General features: G+C 69.2%; 17 protein-coding genes and 1 tRNA gene. 12 read left to right on the top strand and 6 right to left on the bottom strand.

Features of this window, described 5'->3' with window-relative positions; translation table 11 throughout:
- Window positions 1-10: 10 nt before the first annotated feature.
- Genes QCD70_RS03780 through QCD70_RS03760 form a run of 5 tightly spaced genes read left to right on the top strand, consistent with a single transcriptional unit; the run spans window position 11 to window position 6293 of the window.
- A complete protein-coding gene (locus tag QCD70_RS03780) occupies window positions 11-1585 on the top strand; it encodes an AAA family ATPase (protein ID WP_301213847.1) in 1575 nt (524 codons plus the stop codon).
- Window positions 1582-2301: a potassium transporter Kef gene (locus QCD70_RS03775; RefSeq protein WP_301213846.1), complete on the top strand. Its 720-nt coding sequence runs from the start codon at window positions 1582-1584 to the stop codon at window positions 2299-2301. The genes QCD70_RS03780 and QCD70_RS03775 overlap by 4 nt, the downstream gene beginning before the upstream one ends.
- Window positions 2298-4265, top strand: coding sequence for a VWA domain-containing protein (locus tag QCD70_RS03770; RefSeq protein WP_301213845.1), 1968 nt, complete (start codon window positions 2298-2300; stop codon window positions 4263-4265). The genes QCD70_RS03775 and QCD70_RS03770 overlap by 4 nt, the downstream gene beginning before the upstream one ends.
- On the top strand, window positions 4258-4929 hold the full coding sequence (locus QCD70_RS03765; RefSeq protein ID WP_301213844.1) for a phosphohydrolase: 672 nt from the start codon (window positions 4258-4260) through the stop codon (window positions 4927-4929). Before QCD70_RS03770 ends, QCD70_RS03765 begins: the two co-directional genes overlap by 8 nt.
- Window positions 4926-6293 carry an AMP-binding protein gene (locus QCD70_RS03760; RefSeq protein WP_301213843.1) on the top strand — a complete coding sequence of 456 codons (1368 nt, stop codon included), beginning with the start codon at window positions 4926-4928 and terminating at the stop codon, window positions 6291-6293. The genes QCD70_RS03765 and QCD70_RS03760 overlap by 4 nt, the downstream gene beginning before the upstream one ends.
- Before the next feature lie 54 nt (window positions 6294-6347).
- Here QCD70_RS03760 and QCD70_RS03755 read toward each other — a convergent pair whose 3' ends face one another.
- Window positions 6348-7724 carry a glucose-6-phosphate dehydrogenase gene (locus QCD70_RS03755; protein WP_301213842.1) on the bottom strand — a complete coding sequence of 459 codons (1377 nt, stop codon included), beginning with the start codon at window positions 7722-7724 and terminating at the stop codon, window positions 6348-6350.
- Between the two features lie 56 nt (window positions 7725-7780).
- On the opposite strand from QCD70_RS03755, the gene QCD70_RS03750 reads away from it, so the two are divergent.
- Window positions 7781-9574, top strand: a complete 1794-nt coding sequence (locus QCD70_RS03750) for a glycoside hydrolase family 15 protein (protein WP_301213841.1) — start codon at window positions 7781-7783, stop codon at window positions 9572-9574.
- 21 nt (window positions 9575-9595) lie between these two features.
- Here QCD70_RS03750 and arfB read toward each other — a convergent pair whose 3' ends face one another.
- Window positions 9596-10018: an alternative ribosome rescue aminoacyl-tRNA hydrolase ArfB gene (arfB, locus tag QCD70_RS03745; RefSeq protein ID WP_301213840.1), complete on the bottom strand. Its 423-nt coding sequence runs from the start codon at window positions 10016-10018 to the stop codon at window positions 9596-9598.
- A 36-nt stretch (window positions 10019-10054) separates the two neighbouring features.
- Between arfB and QCD70_RS03740 the strand changes: the two genes are divergently transcribed.
- From QCD70_RS03740 to QCD70_RS03730, 3 genes are all read left to right on the top strand, one after another.
- The gene (locus QCD70_RS03740; protein ID WP_301213839.1) at window positions 10055-10789 is read left to right on the top strand and encodes an alpha/beta hydrolase; all 735 of its coding nucleotides are present in this window, start codon (window positions 10055-10057) and stop codon (window positions 10787-10789) included.
- On the top strand, window positions 10786-11799 hold the full coding sequence (locus QCD70_RS03735; protein ID WP_301213838.1) for an alpha/beta hydrolase: 1014 nt from the start codon (window positions 10786-10788) through the stop codon (window positions 11797-11799). Before QCD70_RS03740 ends, QCD70_RS03735 begins: the two co-directional genes overlap by 4 nt.
- A gap of 88 nt (window positions 11800-11887) precedes the next feature.
- Window positions 11888-13348 carry a hypothetical protein gene (locus QCD70_RS03730; RefSeq protein WP_301213837.1) on the top strand — a complete coding sequence of 487 codons (1461 nt, stop codon included), beginning with the start codon at window positions 11888-11890 and terminating at the stop codon, window positions 13346-13348.
- Between the two features lie 122 nt (window positions 13349-13470).
- On the opposite strand, the gene QCD70_RS03725 is transcribed toward QCD70_RS03730, so the two are convergent.
- Window positions 13471-13543: transfer RNA gene (locus QCD70_RS03725), tRNA-Lys, on the bottom strand.
- Window positions 13544-13627: 84 nt separating this feature from the next.
- Between QCD70_RS03725 and bcp the strand changes: the two genes are divergently transcribed.
- Window positions 13628-14110 (top strand): thioredoxin-dependent thiol peroxidase, encoded by a 483-nt coding sequence (gene bcp, locus QCD70_RS03720; protein WP_301213836.1) that lies wholly within the window; start codon window positions 13628-13630, stop codon window positions 14108-14110.
- An 18-nt stretch (window positions 14111-14128) separates the two neighbouring features.
- A complete protein-coding gene (locus tag QCD70_RS03715) occupies window positions 14129-14476 on the top strand; it encodes a DUF2200 domain-containing protein (RefSeq protein ID WP_301213835.1) in 348 nt (115 codons plus the stop codon).
- A gap of 23 nt (window positions 14477-14499) precedes the next feature.
- On the opposite strand, the gene QCD70_RS03710 is transcribed toward QCD70_RS03715, so the two are convergent.
- Complete coding sequence (locus tag QCD70_RS03710) at window positions 14500-14865, bottom strand: hypothetical protein (protein ID WP_301213834.1); 366 nt, start codon at window positions 14863-14865, stop codon at window positions 14500-14502.
- Window positions 14866-15145: 280 nt separating this feature from the next.
- On the opposite strand from QCD70_RS03710, the gene QCD70_RS03705 reads away from it, so the two are divergent.
- Complete coding sequence (locus QCD70_RS03705; protein ID WP_044442296.1) at window positions 15146-15394, top strand: WhiB family transcriptional regulator; 249 nt, start codon at window positions 15146-15148, stop codon at window positions 15392-15394.
- Between the two features lie 151 nt (window positions 15395-15545).
- Here the strand turns inward: QCD70_RS03705 and QCD70_RS03700 are convergent, their stop codons facing one another.
- Both QCD70_RS03700 and QCD70_RS03695 read right to left on the bottom strand, forming a co-directional pair.
- Window positions 15546-17039, bottom strand: coding sequence for a sensor histidine kinase (locus QCD70_RS03700; RefSeq protein ID WP_055930996.1), 1494 nt, complete (start codon window positions 17037-17039; stop codon window positions 15546-15548).
- Between the two features lie 4 nt (window positions 17040-17043).
- Window positions 17044-18315, bottom strand: a complete 1272-nt coding sequence (locus QCD70_RS03695; RefSeq protein ID WP_301213833.1) for an AAA family ATPase — start codon at window positions 18313-18315, stop codon at window positions 17044-17046.
- Window positions 18316-18317: the final 2 nt, after the last annotated feature.

Genomic DNA, 18317 nt, shown 5'->3' with positions numbered 1-18317 from the left:
GACTGGTGCCATGCCCAATCGCTGGAACAAGATCTCGGAATCCCCCACGCGAACCGGCACCGGCGCATCCCGCCCGGGCCTGACAGCCGAAGACCTGTTCCGCCAGCCGAACACCGTCGACCAGGTCGCCCTCGACGAGAAGCTGCGCCGCGTCTACTTCTGGCTCGTCAACCGTGCCGTCATCTCGCCGTTCTACGACATCGAATTCTCGCTCGACGCCCCGGTGAGCTTTCCCCTCGGCGACGCCGGCGCAGAGCTGCACCTGCCCACCGACCAGTCGTATTCGTCGAACGTCCTGCTGCCCCTGCTCACCACGGCGGTCGGCGGAAAATGCCTGCTCGTCGGCGGGCCGGGGCGCGGAAAGACCACCCTCGCCGTGCTGATGGGCGTGATCGCGGGCACCGAACCCGCCGAGGTGCGGCGAAGCGTGCAGCAGGGGCAGCCCCAGCTCACGGTCGGAGACCTCGTCGGCATGCCCCTGCCCCGCGACCTCGTGAACGCCGCCAGCCTGCCCGAGATCACCATCGCCTGGCGCGGCTGGCTCACGAAACCCGTCAAGATCATCGACGAATACAACCGCATCCCCACCAAGACCCAGTCCGCGCTGCTCACGATGGTGGCCGAGGGCTACGTCGAGAGCTATGACCAGATGCTCCGCACGGCTCCCGAGTCCGGCGTCGAGAGCTGGTTCTTCACCGCCAACGACGATTCGGGCGGGGGAACGTTCCCGGTCATCCAGGCCCTGAAAGACAGGGTCGACGTCACGGTCGCGGCGCAGGGATTCAACAGCAGGTTCTTCGACGAGCTCATCACCCGGGTCGAGGCCGGGGAGAAGCCCGAGGACCACGTTCCCGCCGAGCTGGTGTTCAGCGCTGCCGAACAGACCGCGCTGGCGGCGGCCATCCGGGCGGTTCCCGTTCCCCGCGACGTGCGTCGACAGCTCGAGTTCTTCGCGAGCCAGTTCGAGTTCGTGCAGCACGGAGGCCGCCGCTTCGAATACCGCACGAAGGACACGGTGATGACCTCGGGCGGCCAGGTCGGCGAGGTGATCGACAGCAACACCGGCGCAGACCTGCAGGTCGACCTCGGGGCGCAGACCGTGAACAGCCTCTCGGCCCGGGCGCTGCAGTCGCTCATCACCTACGCGAAGGCCATGGCCTACTTCCGAGGCGTCGATGTCGTCGGACTCGACGACGTCGCCGCGGTGCTGCCCTTCTCCCTGCGGGGAAAACTGCTTCCCAACGAGCTGCACCCCCGGTTCGAGACCGGCGCCGACAGGGAGCTCGCGACCGACTCGATCAGCTGGCTCGCCGATCTGTTCGAGCAGTCGCGTCGCCAGTTCCTGTCACTTGGACTCGCGAAGAGCGACCCGGTCGGCGACCTCCTCGCGGAATTCACGGCGGGACTCGACGGTGTCAGCCAGGTCGAGGCGTCGCGCCGCCTCACGGCCATCGAGTCGCAGATCCAGACGATCTCGAAGCAGAAGAAGCTCTACGGTCGGCATTTCGACGACCTCGTGGCCCTGAAGTACCTGCACCAGCGCTACACCAACTACCTGCAGTGGCTCGAGGGTCGCCCCCGATGATCCGACGGCCCGGCCAGGCCGTCGACGACGGCCTTCAGCCGCAGACGACGGTCGTGCCCGCCGTTCCCGGCTTCGATGTCGACCAGTCGATCCGCAACGTCGAATCCTGGGGCGGAGACTCGACCCTCTACACACACTTCCTGTCGCTCGCCCTCGCGGCCGACGATGCCGCTGCCAGCACAGACGGGCCGCTGCCGCACACCGTTCTCACGCTCGCGGCCCTCTCCGCGTGGCGCTCGGGCACGCTCGATCTGAGGCAGGATGCTCTCGCCCGGCTCGGCGAGGCGCTCGGCTCCGGGTCGGTGCCGCGACAGGCCCTCGCGAGCGCCGTGGGCCTGCAGCCCTCCGAACTCGACGACTTCGCGAGCGCCCAGGCCGAGAGCCCGTTCGGATGGCCGGCCAGGGGCGACGGCGACGTCGTGATCGCCCGTGTCGGCGGATTCCGCGGGCTGGGCGGCGCGTGGACGGCACCGCCCCTGACGGGCGAGCACGGCGATCGGGAGGGCCGATTCGTCATCACGCTCACCGACGGCGAGCGCTGGCAGCTCGACGCCGATATCTTCGGCACGAGTCTCTCCCGGCTGCCGTCTGACTCGGCGCCCGCGACCGCAGCCGACCCCGTCGGCCGACCCGCGGCATCCGGAGCCTGGCCCACCCGACTCGCCGTCTTCGACACCTCGTACCTCGCCTGGCTGCTGCTGGAGAAGGCCCGATGACCCCTCTCTTCGGTGCACGCGAGCATCCTCTCGACGAGGCGCAGCGCGCGGCTTGGCAGTCGGCGCAGGCGCTGTGGGGCGTGCGCCTGCATGATCCTCTCCTCGAACCCGGTGCCGCGAGGTCGTCGTTCGCGTGGTTCTCGTTTCCACCGCAGGTGTCGGTCGATCCGACCGAGGCCCGCCGCCACGGGGTCGACGGGTTCTACGAATCGATCTTCGCGCACGAGATCGGCCACCACGTGCTGTCTCCGAGCACGCGTATCGACTCGTTCACGATCACCCAGCAGCTCGCCCGGGCCATCGCCGCCACGGGACGGGCCCGCATCCCCGATCCCGACGGCCAGGCCCACCGCATGTCGAACCTGTGGTCGGACATGCTGATCAACACCCGCGTCGCGACGATGCAGCGGCAGCGCGACGGCGCGACCTCCGGCGACCCCCAGATGATCACCATGTGGCGCGCGCTGTCAGTGTCGCCACCCTCCGACCAGCTCTGGTGGGTGGTGCTGCGCGCCTACGAGATCCTCTGGAGCAGGCCGGCAGGATTCCTGTGCCCGGCGGAACCGCCGCCGCGGCCCGTCGTGCACCGGCAGCCGCCACCACCGACGGTGCCCGCCGCGACGAAGACCGAGGAGCAGAGGCTGAAGGCCGTCGAGGCAGCAGCGGCCGCCGACGCCCGCATCGCCGCCGAGGCGCGCTGGGCGGAGCTCGTGCTCACGAATCCGCCCCTCGACGCCGCCCTCCTCGCCGAGACCGTGCGCACCTTCGGCGACGACCCGGTGAGCGGCGCCCTGCGCTTCGGCATGATCATGGCGCCCTACCTGATCTCCGACGGGGAGCCCCGTCGGCGCTCGACGGCGGCCGGCGCGCAGGCGGCGGGCGGATGCGCGGGGCAAGCCGACGAGACGGCTCCCACGGCGGCCGAACTCGAGCGGGTGCTCGGCGACCCGCGGCTGCGCGAGGTGCCGGAGCATCCGGCCGTCGAGAAGGCGCGCCAGGCCGCATCGGCCTCGGGCACCGGCATGGAGGCCAACGACGAATCGGCCGACGACGCGAGCGTCGACGGGCTCGGCCAGGGATACGGATTGGCCGACACGCTGGCGCTCTATTCGGCGGCGAATGCCGACGACGTCGTGGCGGCCTGGTACCTCACCGCTGCCCGCCGGTACGTGCGGCCCCTCACCCAGCCCCCGAGCACGCCGCGCTCACTCGACGAGACCATCCCCGGCGCCCTCGAGCAGTGGAACATCGACGACGACATCTCGGCGATCGACTGGCCTGCCTCACTGTCGCACAGCACGACCGTCGTTCCCGGCGTCACGACGAGGCTTCGCGATGTGCTGCCGGATGCTCCTCCCGACGCCCGTGAGAGCGTGCAGCTCGACATCTATATCGACTCCTCCGGGTCGATGACCGCACCTCGACGCGAATCTCCGGGCGTGCTGGCCGGCACCATCCTCATTCTGAGCGCCCTCCGCGGGGGCGGACAGGCGCGAGTGACGTCGTTCTCCGCAGCGGGCGAGGTCGCGGGCGGCGCACGGTTCACCCGCGACAGGGCCGAGTTGATGCGCGACCTCACCTTCTATTTCGGGCACGGAACGACGTTTCCCCTCGACCTCTACGCGACCCGCTACGCCGACGCGCGACGCTCCCGCGGAGCCGGCGCGTCCGTCAAACGACGGCACGTCGTCGTGCTCTCCGACGACGGCCTGCAGTCGATGTTCGGTGCGGGGCAGCCACAGTATGCGGACGTGGCGCGGACGGTGCGCCGAACCCTCGACACCGCCACGCTCGTCGTTCAGGATGCCGGTCGTCGCCTCACGGAGCCGGCCACCGAGGCCGGCTACGACGTCGAGTACATCGACAGGATGACGGACGCGCCCCTCGTCTGCGCGCGCCTGGCCCGCAGACTCGCCGAACCGCCGGGCCTTCGACGCACTGAAGCTGGAGGTCGACGTGGCTGATCGAATGGAGCCGGACATCGAGTCGGCCGAGCAGCTGCTGCAGCGCTGGCTCGACTGCGGCGACGACGTCGACGCAGCCTGGCAGCGGGCCGTGCCCGGGCCACCCGTCGACGTCGTGGGCAGCCGTCTCTCGAGCATCCCGAAGAGCTTCCTCGACGACCGGGTCTCCCTGCTGGCCCTCGCCGGCGACGTTCTCGGCGCCGATCGCGGCCGCACGCCCGCATCGACCGAGGTCGTGCAGTTGCTCAGCGACGTCACGGAGACGAGGTCGTCGGCCGCCAGACGGGGCGCGGCCATCGCCCTGTGGCTCTGGGCGAGCGAAGACCTGCTCGGTGCATTCGCTCCCCGGCTGGAGACCGCCCACGCGGCGCGCACACTCGCGGCTCTCGCGCTGCGGTTGGCCGCCGTCGTCGATCCCTCCGAGTGGATCAGCGACGCCGAGCGCCGAGACGAGGCCGCCCGGACCTTCCTGCTCTGGTCGGGCGCACTGCCCGCCGGCGAGGACCGCGAGACGGCTCGATCGCTGCTCGACATGCGGGACTCGCTGCAACGCAACGGAGCTCTGGCCGCCGCCGCTGCGGAGCATGCACACCGCCTCGAGGTGACCCGCGCCCTGAACGACGCCCGGGCGCGCGAGGCGGCCGCCCGGTACACCCACGAATGAGCGTGAACGGCATCAACGCGCCAGACCCCGACGATCCCCTGGCCATCGCCGAGTACACTCCCGGCGGCCAGACGGCCCTCGTCGATGCCGAACGGTGGCCGACACTCAGCCCCGAGGGCGCGCGTCGGCTCGAGACGCTCAGGTCGCATCCGGATGCCCCGGCGTGGGTTCACGCCACGGGCGACCGGCTCTCGGCCGAGGCCGTGCGGCGCGTGCGCCGGCCCCTGCCGACGGCCGGCTGGATCGACGAGCACCTCGACACGGCGCGACGCCTTCCCGCCTACCGAAGACGGGCGGCGGAGCTTCGCTCGCTGCAGGACTTCCCCCTGATCACCCGTGACGACCTCGTCGACGATGTGTCGGCGTTCGTGCCCCTCGACGCCGATCTCGCACGGGCGGTGCACGGGTCGAGCTCGGGCAGCACGGGCCGCGCGCTGCTGATTCCCGACGACATCGAGGACACGGCACGGACCTTCCACCTGATGATCGCCCTCGCCGCCGAACAGGGTGTCGTGTGGGAGCCGGATCACACCCGCCTCGCGCTCGCCCACGTCGTGAAGCAACGGCAGGCGTTCACCTACGCCTCGGTGATCAGCTCCTTCGACCAGGCCACGATGGCCCGGCTCAATCTCGACCGGCGCGGGTGGCGCAGCCCTGACGCTCGCACACGATTCCTCGTCGACCAGAACCCGCAGGCGTTCAGCGGCAGCCCCACCAGCCTCGCCGAGCTGCTCGACGCCGAGCTCGTCGCGGCGCTCCGCCCGCTCGCGATCTTCTCCGGCGCGATGGCCCTGTCGAGTGCGCTGCGCCACGACCTCGAGCGTGCTTACGGCTGCCCCGTGATCGACATCTACGGACTCCACGAGACCCGGCCCATCGCATCCCGCGCCGACGACGGGCCGTTCGTGGTGCTCGACCGGCGCGTGCACGTCGAGATCGTCGACGAGCGGGGCCGACCGGCCCCGCCCGGCGCGCACGGAGAGATCGTGGTGACCGCCGGCGAGAACTCCCTGCTGCCTCTCGTGCGCTACCGCACGGGCGACTTCGGCCGCCTGGTCGACGTCGGCGGTCGGCTCGCGATCGCCGACCTCGAGGGTCGCGAGGCGACCACGTTTCTGGCCGCCGACGGCAGCCGCGTGCCGTGCGTCGACCTGACCCAGCACCTGCAGGCGGCCGGCGCGCACGGCTGGTCGGTGATTCAGGATGCGACGGGCCGGGTCGAGGCGACGATCGTGCGGGGCGATTCGGCGCAGGTCACAGCCGCCCTTGAAGCACTGCTCGGCCGCACGGTCGAGGTGCAGCAGCGCCCGTCCCTCTCCGACCTCGGCGACGGAAAGCCCCGCCGCTACGTCTCGCGCGCGTGAGCGCAGCGGTGGTGGTCTCAATACGCTCGTTTCTCGACCGGCGCAGGGTCCGCGTCAACCGATGCGGGCCCACTTCGACGGACCGTCCGAGCCCGCCTTGTAGCTGTCGAGCGGCACCTCGTCGGCGCGCCACGCCTCGAGCACCGGGGCCACGATGCGCCAGCCCTCCACCGCCGAATCGCCGCGCACCGACAGCGACGGGTCTCCGTCGAGAATGCCGGCGAGCACCTCGCGGTAGGCGAGCAGCTGGCCGTCGCCGAAGAGGGCGTCGAGCTGCGTCTTCTCGAGCTCGTAGGGGTCGCCCGGGCCGTTCACGTTGAGCTCGAGCGACATCTGGTCGGGGGCGAGGAAGATGCGCAGAACGTTCGGATGCTCGGTTCCCGTGAGCCCCGTGGGCACCCGATTGGCCTTCTTGAACGTGATCGCGATCTCGCGACGACGCTCGGAGAGCGCCTTGCCGCTGCGGAGGGTGAAGGGCACACCCGCCCAGCGCCACGTGTCGATCTGCACGGTGACCTCGGCGAGCGTCTCGGTCTTGCGCGAGGCGACGACCCCGGGCTCCTTGGAGTACGCGGGCATCTCGCGGCCGTCGACGTCTCCCGCGGTGTAGCGGGCGCGTCGGCTCGAGGCTGCCGGATCGCCGTCTTTCAGGCTCGTGGCGCGCAGCACGATCTCCTTCGCGTCGCGCAGGTCGTCGGCGCCGAGCGTCGACGGCGGCTCCATCGCGACCACCGCCATCACCTGAAGCAGGTGGCTCTGGATCATGTCGATGAGGGCGCCCGCGGTGTCGTAGTAGCCGGCCCGGCCCTCGAGCCCGAGCTGCTCGTCGTAGACGATGTCGACCTTCTCGATGTGCTCGGCGTTCCAGACGGGCTCGAAGATGCGGTTCGCGAAGCGCAGCCCGAGCAGGTTGAAGACGGTGGATCGGCCGAGGAAGTGGTCTACGCGGTGGATCTGGTTCTCGGGGACGAGCTTGGCCAGCTGCGCGTTCAGCGCCTCTGCGCTCGCCACGTCGGTGCCGAACGGCTTCTCGAGGGCGAGCGTGAGCCCGGCCGGTCGGGTGACCTGCTCGAGCGCCGTGCAGGCGGCGACGGCCACGGCGGGCGGCAGCGCGAAGTAGATGGCTGGGGCGGCGTCGCACGAGTCGATCAGCTTCTGCAGCACGGCCGGGTCCGTGACGTCGGCCTTCACGTAGGTGGCCGTGGTTCGTGTGTGGTCGCCCGACGGGCCGGTGCAGTTCACCGTGGCGAACGCCGTGTCGACGACCTTTCTGAAGTCGTCGTCGCTCCAGTCGGCGCTGCCCGCGCCGATCAACTGCAGGTGGCGCTCGTTCTGCTCATCGAGCAGCTGGCCGAGGCCGGGAAGGAGCAGGCGGGAGGTGAGGTCGCCCGAGGCTCCGAGAATGATCAGCGATGACAATTTCTTCGACATGGTAGTCAGGGTAGTGCCGGGCGCCGAGCGCAGCCTTCAGGTGTGAAGATGGGGTAATGAGCCTGGCCATCGAGGATTACGCCCTGATCAGCGACTGCCACACGGCGGCCCTCGTGGGGCGCGACGGCAGCATCGACTGGCTCTGTCTCCCCCGCTACGACTCGCCGTCGACGTTCGGCGCCCTCCTCGGCACCGAGGAGCACGGCCGCTGGCTCCTTGCTCCGTCGTCGCCCGAGGCCACCTGCACACGCGTCTACGACGGAAACACCTTCGTGCTGGTCACCACCTGGACCACCCCGACCGGCGTGGTCGAGGTCATCGACCTCATGCCGCACGGCGACCGACGGGCCGACGTACTGCGCCGGGTGCGCGGCGTCTCGGGCCACGTCGAGATGGTCGAGGAGCTGGTGATCCGTTTCGGGTACGCGACGGCCGTTCCCTGGGTGCGCCAGTCCCGAGACCACGGCCATCCGATGCTCGTGGCCATCGCCGGGCCGGATGCGCTGGTGCGGCGAGGGCCGCGGCTCACGGCCGCCGACACCCGGCACCGCGGCGTGTTCGCGGTGCGCGAGGGCAGCCACGTCGACATCTCGCTCACCTGGTTCCCGTCGCACAGGGAGCCCCCGCAGCAGCTCGACTTCGACGAACGCCTCGTCGCCACGAAATCGTGGTGGGCCGAGTGGTCGAAGTCGCTCACGCACGACGGACCGTACGGGCCGGAGGTCATCCGGTCGCTTCTCGTGCTGCGCGCCCTCAGTCACGAGGACACGGGCGGCATCGTCGCGGCGGCAACGACGTCGCTCCCCGAATCGCAGGGCGGGGTTCGCAACTGGGACTACCGCTACGTGTGGCTGCGCGACGCGTCGCTCACCCTGCAGGTTCTGCTCTCGCACGGCTTCGACGAGGAGGCCGTGAACTGGCGCGACTGGCTGCTGCGCGCCATCGCGGGCGATCCCGCAGACATCCAGATCATGTACGGCCTGGCCGGCGAACGCGAGCTGCCCGAGCGCGAGATCACGAGCCTGCCCGGCTACCAGGGCGCTTCGCCGGTGCGCATCGGCAACGGGGCCGCGCTGCAGTACCAGGCCGACGTGATCGGCGAGGTCATGATGGCCCTGCACGAGGCACGCCTCGCCGGCGCCGAGGAGACCGAGTTCAGCTGGCCGCTGCAGAGGGCGCTGATGAGTTTCGTCGAAGACAACTGGACCAGGCCCGACAACGGCATCTGGGAGATCCGCGGCGCGCTGCAGCACTTCACGCACTCGCGCGTCATGATCTGGGTCGCCCTCGACAGGGCCGTGCGGGGTGTGCGCGAATTCGGGCTCGACGGGCCGGCCGACCGCTGGGAGAAACTGCGCGACGAGGTGCGCGCCGAGATCGAACAGAACGGGTGGGACGCCGAGCGCGGCACCTACACCCAGTACTACGGCAGCACCGAGGTCGACGCATCGCTGCTTCTGCTTCCGCAGACCGGCTTCTGCACCCCGACGGATGCGCGCATGCTCGGCACGGTGAAGGCCATCGAGAGCGACCTCCTGAACGACGGGCTCGTGATGCGGTATCGCACCGAGAGCGACGTCGACGGGTTGCCGGCCGGCGAGCATCCGTTTCTCGCCTGCTCGTTCTGGCTCGCGGAGCAGTGGGCGGGCTCGGGGCGCCTCGCCGACGCGGTCACGCTCATGGACAGACTGGTGTCGTTCACCAACGACGTGGGCCTGCTCTCCGAGGAGTACGACCCGGCCGCGGGTCGGCAGATGGGCAACACGCCCCAGGCTCTGTCGCACCTCGCGCTGGTGCGCGCGGCAGACGCGATCGACCGCAACTCCCCGCCGACCACGGAGGAGAACTGACGCGTGTGACGCCCGGCTCGTCTATTCGGCCGTCGGCCGTTGACGCTGCTGCTTGGTCTCCGACCGTCGCTTCTTGCCGGCCAGGTGGCGCCTCGCCGAGCCACGGGTCGGCTTCGTCGCTCGCCGGAGCGGCGCAGGAGGCGCCAGCGCGTCGCGCACGAGCTCGCCGAGATTCTCGAGGGCGGTCTCGCGATTGCGCAGCTGGGAGCGCTGTGCCGAGACCGTGACGGTGATGCGCCCGGCGGTCAGTCGGCGACCGAGTCTGCTCAGCAACTGCTCCCGCTGCGTCTCGCTGAGCACGGCGGAGTCGGCGACGCTCCACGACAGCTGCACCCGACTGTCGGAGGTGTTGACGTGCTGGCCGCCCGGGCCCGACGAGCGGGAGAATCGCCAGTCGAGCTCCGCCGCCGGGATGGTGAGCCCATCCACCACCTCGAGATCCATTCACCCAGCGTCGCACGATCAGGGAGAATCGACCCCATGAGTTCTCGTCGTCGCTCTCTGCTGCGCACCGCCGCCGCGCTTCTCGTGGCCGTGATCGTCGTGGGCGCGAGCGGCTTTCTCGTCTACGCCAACGTCACATCCGCCGCCGAGCGCGAGCCTCTCGCCGAGGTCGCCGACGACCCGGCCGTCGTCATCGACTACGCGCGCGACTCCGTGGTGCTCACGCCCGCCTCCGACCCGAACGGCCAGGGCCTCGTGTTCATCGCGGGCGCCAAGATCGAGCCCGTCGCCTACGCCTACAAGCTGTCCGGGCTCGTCGAGGCCGGATACGCGGTCGTCATCGTGCGCCCGTTCCTCAATTTCGGGCTGTTCGAGACGCGGCCTCTGTCGGCCTTCACCTCACTCGCGCCCGACGTCTCCGACTGGTTCGTGGGCGGGCACTCCCTCGGCGGGGTGAAGGCGTGCATGTACGCGGAGGCGCCCGAGGTGAAGGGGCTCGTTCTCTTCGGGTCGTACTGCGCCAACGACCTCTCCGGCTCAGACCTGACCGTCGTCTCGCTGTCGGGAAGCGACGACGGGCTCAGCACGCCCGACAAGATCGCCGCCAACGCGAAGACCCTGCCCGCAGACACGACCTTCGTCGAGATCGAGGGAGCCAACCACGCGGCCTTCGGCGACTACGGGCCGCAGGCGGGCGACGGCGACTCCTCGATCGACGACTCCGACATGCGCGACATCATCACCGACACGATCACGGGAGCCCTGCAATGACCCATCGACGCACACGCGCCCGCTTCGGCACCGCTGCCGTCGTCATCGGCGCCGTCACGGCGGCCGCGATCTCCGCGTGGAAATTGAGCCCCTGGCCGTCGGCGCTCGTCGTGCGATACGTCTTCGAGAAAGACGGGGCGCGGGTCTTAAAGGCCCTTCAGGCCCACGCACCGGGCGGCGTCGACCGGGCCACCGGCATCCGGTATCGGCCGCACGACGAGCACGCGCTTCTGGATGTCTACCACCCGTCGGGCGCGTCGGCCGGCCTGCCGACCGTGGTCTGGACGCACGGCGGCGCATGGATCTCGGGCGGGCGCGCGAACGCTGCGCCCTACTTCGAGCTGCTCGCCGCGGCAGGCTTCACCGTGGTCAGCGTGGACTACTCCCGGGGTCCGGCGAGCCGCTATCCCACCGCCGTGCACCAGCTGAACGACGCCCACGCCTACCTCGTCGCGCACGCCGATGAGCTGCACATCGACCCCGACCGCATCGTTCTCGCCGGCGACTCGGCGGGCGCGCAGCTCTCGAGCCAGCTGGCCACCGCCATCACCGACCCCTCCTACGCGGCCGAGCTCGGCATCCGGCCCGGTCTTGCGGCCCACCAGCTGCGCGGCGTGATCCTGCACTGCGGCATCTACCACATGGAGGGTCTGCTGACCGCGACGGGCATCGTCGGATGGGGCAACCGAACCGCCCTGCACGCCTACGTGGGCGGTCCGCGCTTCGCCTCGTCGCCCTCGCTCGCGCAGATGTCGATGATGCACCGGGCGACCGCGGCGTTTCCTCCGACGTTCATCAGCGGGGGCAATGGCGACCCCCTGACAGACGGCCAGGCGAAGCCGTTCGCCGATCGGCTGGAGTCGCTGGGAGTCGAGGTGACGCGGCTGTTCTGGCCCGCCGATCTCACTCCCCCGCTGCCGCACGAATACCAGTTCGATCTCGACCGACCCGAGGGGCTCGCCGCGCTGAGGGCTGCAATCGACTTCGTCTGGCACCAGACTGGGGGGTGATGAGCATGTCGTGTGATCGATGGTTCGATTTCGCGACGCTCCCCGTGTGCCCGAACGCACAGCCCATTCCGTAACGACGAAGGAACCCATGAGCGACAACGACGACAGGGCCGAAGACAAGCAGGGCACTCCCCCGCTCCCCGCATTCCCCGGTGCCCCGGCGCAGCCGGATGCGCCCGACGCCCCCGACGCGCCGGACGCGAAGCAGGTGCCGCCCGCTCCCGAGACGCCGAAGGCGCCGGATGTGCCGCAGGCGCCGTCCGCGCCGGTTGCGCCTCCGCATGCGCCGTCCGCGCCCCCGCAGGCCCCGTCCGCGCCTCAGGCACCGCAGCAGCCGCCGTACGCGGGCGGGCAGTACGTGCCGCCCTCGGCGCAGCCTCAGGCCCCCGGCGCGCCCCAGTACGGAACTCCGCAGAACGGAGCACCTCAGAATGGCGCTCCCCAGAACGGTGCGCCGCAGTATGGAGCACCGCAGTACGGCGCTCAGCCCACCGCAGGCTACGCGGCGCCGAAGGGACCCAAGCGCAAGCTCGGCACGGGCGCGCTGATCGGCATCATCGGCGGAGCGATTCTCGTTGTCGTGATTCTTGTGGTCGGCGTCGTCTTCGGCATTTCGCGCATCGGCGGAATGGCCGGCGGCGGAGGTGGCGGTGGTGGCGAAGAGCCCAAGGCCCAGGCGTCATCGCCCTCAGACGCCGTGACCGACTACCTCACGGCCATCGCCGACGGCGATGCCAAGACCGCGCTCGGTTACCTCAGTTCGCCTCCGAGCGACTCGACGCTTCTCACCGACGAGGCCCTCGCCGCGTCGGCCGAGCTGGGGCCGATCACCGAGATCGACGTTCCCGAGACCAAGGGCGAGAGCGGTTCGGCCGATGTCACGGCGACGTACCTGCTGAACGGCGAGCCCATCACCACCACCTTCAGCACGTCCGACTACGACGACGACGGAAAGTGGGAGATCAGCGGGGGCACGGGCTCGATCTACACGGAGCCCTTCGACGGCCTCGGACTCACGATCAACGGCCAGGAGGTCGACGCCGAATCGGTGGAGGTCTTCCCCGGCACGTATGAGCTGGCCACCTCGCTGAAGAACTTCACGCTCTCCGGCCCCACCACGGTGACGATCACCGAGCCGTATGAATCAGCCGACACGTCGCAGATCAAGCCCGCCCTGACCGAAGAGGCTCTGCAGCAGTTCCGCGGTCTGGTGAGGGCAGCGGTCGACGCCTGCATCGCATCGACCACGTTGGCAGCCGGCTGTGGAATCGATCTGCCCGCGACCATCAGCGACGGCACGCAGCTCGCCGACGGCACCATCACGCGCAGCCTCAGTGCCGACGCGAACGCCACCCTCGACTCCCTCGAGGCGACGCCGAGCTACGACAACCCCACGCTGGTCGAGGGCGAGTACATCGGCTCGCCGTCGGTCGAGGCCGACTGCACGAAGGACGGAGCGACCGGGCGCTGCTCGATCTACTTCGCCCCGGCCCTCGGAACCCCCTCGGTCGACATGGCGTCCGACAACCCGGTGGTGAACTGGGACTGACGCCCGGTCTGCTTAGCCGAGCAACAGAGAAGCCCGGGGTCGATTCGACCCCGGGCTTCTTCGCGCAGCACGTTCGCCGGAATCGAAAAAGCCCGGAGTTCGTGAGAACTCCGGGCTTGCGGTGCACCCCCCGGGACTTGAACCCGGAACCCACTGATTAAGAGTCAGTTGCTCTGCCAATTGAGCTAGAGGTGCCTTGGCGCGAAACTGCAGCGCCGAGGGAAAACACTACCATGAGATGAGAGCGTCGTGCGACGCTCGTTGGACCAGAGGAGAACCATGACCGACACCGTTTCGCGACTGTCCGCGGGAACACCCGCACCGGAGTTCACGCTCCTCGACCAGGACGGCGTGGAGGTGTCGCTCATCGACTTCCGTGGGCAGAAGACCATCGTCTACTTCTACCCCGAAGCCGACACCCCCGGCTGCACCACTCAGGCGTGCGACTTCCGCGACAACCTCAACTCGCTCGCGGCCGCCGGCTACCAGGTGCTCGGTGTGTCGCGCGACAAGCCCGCAAAACTGGCCGCCTTCAAGGAAGGCCAGAACCTCACGTTCCCGCTCCTCTCCGACCCCGACAAGGCCGTGCACGAGGCATATGGCACATGGGGCGAGAAGTCGCTGTACGGCAAGACGGTCACGGGAGTCATCCGATCGACCTTCGTGCTCGACGAGAACGGCGTCATCACCCTCGCCCTCTACAACGTCAAGGCCACCGGCCACGTGGCCTCCCTGCGCAAGAAGCTCGGCATCGACAGCTGACCCGGAAGGGGCCGCCCCATGCAACACCGCATCTTCACAACGAGCTTCGCGAGCGTCTACCCGCACTACGTGGCGAAGGCCGAGCGCAAGGGACAGCAAAGATCCGACGTCGACCTGGTCATCCGCTGGCTCACGGGCTACAGCCAGGAGCAGCTCGACAAGGCCATCTCCGATGAGGTCACGTTCGAGCAGTTCTTCGACGATGCGCCGGCCTTGAACCCGAACGCGTCGCTCATCACGGGCGTCATCTGCGGCATCCGGGTCGAGGAGATCGATGATCCGCTGATGCAGAAGATCCGTTACATGGACAAGCTGGTCGACGAGGTCGGCCGGGGCAAGAAGATGACGTCGATCCTGCGAACCTGATCCGCCTGTCGAAGCGGGCCCGCCTAGGAGACGCGGCGAGTGGCAGCGACGACGGGCGGGCTCATGAGCAGCAGGATGGCGATGGCGGCCGGGATCAGGAGCGCCCACCCGAGCGACGGCACGGCGAAGACGCCCTGGAAGCATCCGATCGCCACGGCGATCTGCAGAAGCTGCCACGTCAGCGCCGCACCGCGCACCCAGGCCTGCCGGCGGAGCAGACCGACGACCATGGCCCAGAGCGCGCACGCGAGGCCTGCGGCAAGGAGCAGAATCACGACCGCCGAGGCGAAGGAATCGGGCGTCGCCGTGAGCAGCTCGACGATGAGCCACACCGTCACACCGGTCGCGAGTAGGGCCTCGGCCGCGAGGACCACTGAGAGCGCGAGCAACAGAATCGGTCGTCGCGACGACGGATCCGGTGCCTGTTCACCCGAATTTGGCTTCGAATTCAGCGGTTCACTCACAGCCGTTACCCCTAGAAAAGTCTTGATTTGCAATTACCAGTATGCGACCATATTTGAGGTCAATGTTGCTCACAGTGACGTGGGTGGATGCAGATTTCTTTCTGCAGCAGTCCCTGTGCCATTGACCCTCACCCGAATCTTAGGCCGAGCCCTTTTTCTACACCCGTAGGGCAGCCGAAGCTTCCGCACTAAAAGGAGCACCTCCATGGATTGGCGCGACAAAGCAGCCTGCCTCACCGCAGACCCCGAGCTGTTCTTCCCCGTAGGCAACACCGGCCCGGCCGTCGACCAGATCGACAAGGCCAAGACCGTCTGTGCACGATGCACGGTCACCGAGATCTGCCTGCAGTACGCCCTCGAGACCGGCCAGGACTCGGGCGTGTGGGGTGGCCTCAGCGAAGACGAGCGCCGCGCCCTCAAGCGTCGCGCAGCACGCGCGCGCCGCGCCTCCTAAACAGCACCGCATCCGCGAGCCGCGGATTCTCGTGCGAGTCGTCCTTACCCGCGACCGGCACAGAGAATTCGCGGCTCGTTCGTTTGCGCGGGCGAGTCAGTGCATACGAGCCACTCAGCGCATCAGGGCAACCGGATGCGCCGGATCAGCTCTATGGCTTCGTGAGCCAGCGGAACGGGATCTCGATCGTGACGACCGTGCCCGACCCCACCATGGTGTGCCAGTCGATCGTTCCGCCGAGCTCACCCTGAATCAAGGTGCGCACGATCTGGGTTCCCAGACCTGAGCCCACTTTGCCCTCGGGCAGTCCGGTGCCGTTGTCGCGCACCTCGACGGTCAGGTTCTCCTCCGACCGCGTGGCGACGATCTCGACCTGGCCCTCCTGGCCGGCCAGCCCGTGCTCGACCGCGTTCGTCACGAGTTCGGTGAGTGCGAGGGCGAGCGGCGTGGCGTACTCGCTCGGCAGGATGCCGAAGCTTCCGCTCGACTTCGGGTGCACCGTGGTGTTGTGGGCCGAGGCGACCTCGGCCACGAGCAGCAGCACGCGGTCGAAGACCTCGTCGAAGTCGACGCGCTGGTTGAGCCCCTCCGAGAGGGTGTCGTGCACGACCGCGATCGCGGCGACGCGGCGCATGGCCTGCGTCAGAGCGTCTTTGGCGTCTTCGGAGTGCGTGCGCCGCGCCTGGATGCGCAGCAGCGAGGCGACGGTCTGCAGGTTGTTCTTGACCCGGTGGTGGATCTCGCGGATCGTCGCGTCTTTCGTGATGAGCTCGCGCTCGGTGTGCCTGAGCTCGGTCACGTCGCGGCAGAGAACGATGGCGCCGAAGCGCGTGCCTTGCAGGCGCAGCGGAATCGCGCGCAGCGACACCGTGACGCCCTTCGCCTCGATGTCGGTGCGCCACGGGGCACGGCCGGTGACGACCAAGGGCAGGGATTCGTCGACCTCGAGCCGTCCGCCGAGCAGGGCGGTCGTGACCTCGGCCAGGGACTGGCCTTCGAGTTCTTCGGGGAAGCCCATGCGGTTGAATGCGGACAGGCCGTTGGGGCTGGCGAAGGTGACGATGCCGTCGGCGTCGAGCCTGATGAGACCGTCGGATGCGCGGGGGGCGCCTCGTCGAGGACCGGTCGGCGCGCCCAGGTCGGGGAAATCGCCAGTGCCGATCATGGCGAACAGGTCGTTGGCGCACTCGTTGAAGGTGAGTTCCTGACGGCTGGGGGTGCGCGTCTCGCTGAGGTTCGTGTGGCGGGTGATCACCGCGATCGGGTGGTCGGTGGTCTGGCGGTCGTTCGGCGCGAGTCGGCGCAGCACGGGAACGGCGCGCACCCGCGTGGGCGTCTCCTCGTACCAGTCGGGCGCGGCCGTGTCGACGATGACCGAGTTGCGGAACGCTTCGGTGACCTGGGTGTTCCACTCCGGCTTGATCTTCTGCCCCACGAAGTCGCGGTAGAACAGGGTGGCCGAACTCGAAGGCCGGGCGTGCGCGACGGCCAGGAACGAGTCGTCGGCCGTGGGAACCCACAGGACGATGTCGGCGAAAGCGAGGTCGGCGAGCAGCTGCCAGTCGCTCACCAGCAGATGCAGCCACTCGACATCGGCTTCGGAGGAGCGGCCTTGGGCAAGTACGAGATCACTGAGCGTCGACACCTGCCTAGCCTAGGCGACGCGCGCGGAGCATCTGCAGCGGCCCACCCCTCTGGCCCTGCCGCGCAGCCTGTCGCGCCTCCCGTCTCGATGTGCCATGCGGCGACGGCGCGACGATGCTGCGATCGACGAGCTGCGCGATGGCGGCGCGAACCGGTGAACGAGGGGCGGCATCGAGAACGGTCTTACCCGCCAGCACGGCCGCATCGACACCCGCCGTGTCGAGCGGCAGGAACACGGCGTCGTCGAGTCCGCCGAAGCGCCCCAGGGTCTGCTGCACCTGATGCTGCGCATTGCTGCCGACCGAGCTCGCGCGCAGGCGATTGATCACGACGGAGATCTCGGCCGTCTCGACCTGCTCGAGGAGGTCGACGTGGGCACGCAGAAACCGCGACAGTCCGATCGGGTCGGCCGAGCCGACGGCCACCACCCTGTCGGCCTGACGAAGCGCAGCGAGCGTCGCGGCATTGCGCCTCGGGGCGAACATGTCGCTCGAGATCTCTTCATCTGTCTCGAGGTTGAACCCGGTGTCGACTACGACGTAGTCGACCCATTGGCGGCAGGTGCTCAGCACGGTCGTCACACGATCGGCTCCGAGTTCGGGCCACCGCGATGCTCTTCCGATTCCGCTGAGGATCCAGAACGACGAACGCGGCGAGGTGTAGCGCGACGCGATTCGCTCCAATTCGGCCAGGGTGAGGCTGTCTCGCGAGGCCAGTCGACAGGCCGCTGCGAACGACGGAGACTCGTCGAGCATGCCCAGGCTCGGCGCGATCGCTCCGCCATAGGTGTCTGCGTCGACCAGGGCCACGGTTCTGCCCCTGGACGCGAGTTCGGCGGCGAGCTGGATGGCCACGGTCGTGCGGCCCGGGGCACCCGCAGGGCCCCACACCGCGATCACCGTGCCCGCCTCACCCTCGGGCGCGGAGCCGCGAGGCACGGCTGCTCCGCCGCGCAGCAGGACCTCGATGTCGTTCCACGATGCGCGTGCATCGACCACCTCGAAGAGCCCCAGAGACAGCGCGTAACGCCGCTCGGCATCGTCGGCCGCGACCGCGACCATGCGGATGCCCGCGTCGTCGGCCTCCGCGAGCACGTCGAGCGTGAGGTGCCGCCTCGTGGCGGACACGACGATGCCGTCGGGGGTGCGGCCGCGGATGGCGGACACCAGATCGTGCGCGGTGTCGAGCCGCGCGACGATGTCGTGTCCAGCGAAGGAGATCTGCTGGATCAGCCGGTCACGCGCCGTGTCGTCGAGGCAGGTCAGAAGTGTCAGCACCG

Origin of the sequence: Agreia sp. PsM10, from assembly GCF_030433855.1 — a bacterium.
GTDB lineage: Bacteria > Actinomycetota > Actinomycetes > Actinomycetales > Microbacteriaceae > Agreia.
This window is presented reverse-complemented; position numbering and strand designations above follow the sequence as displayed.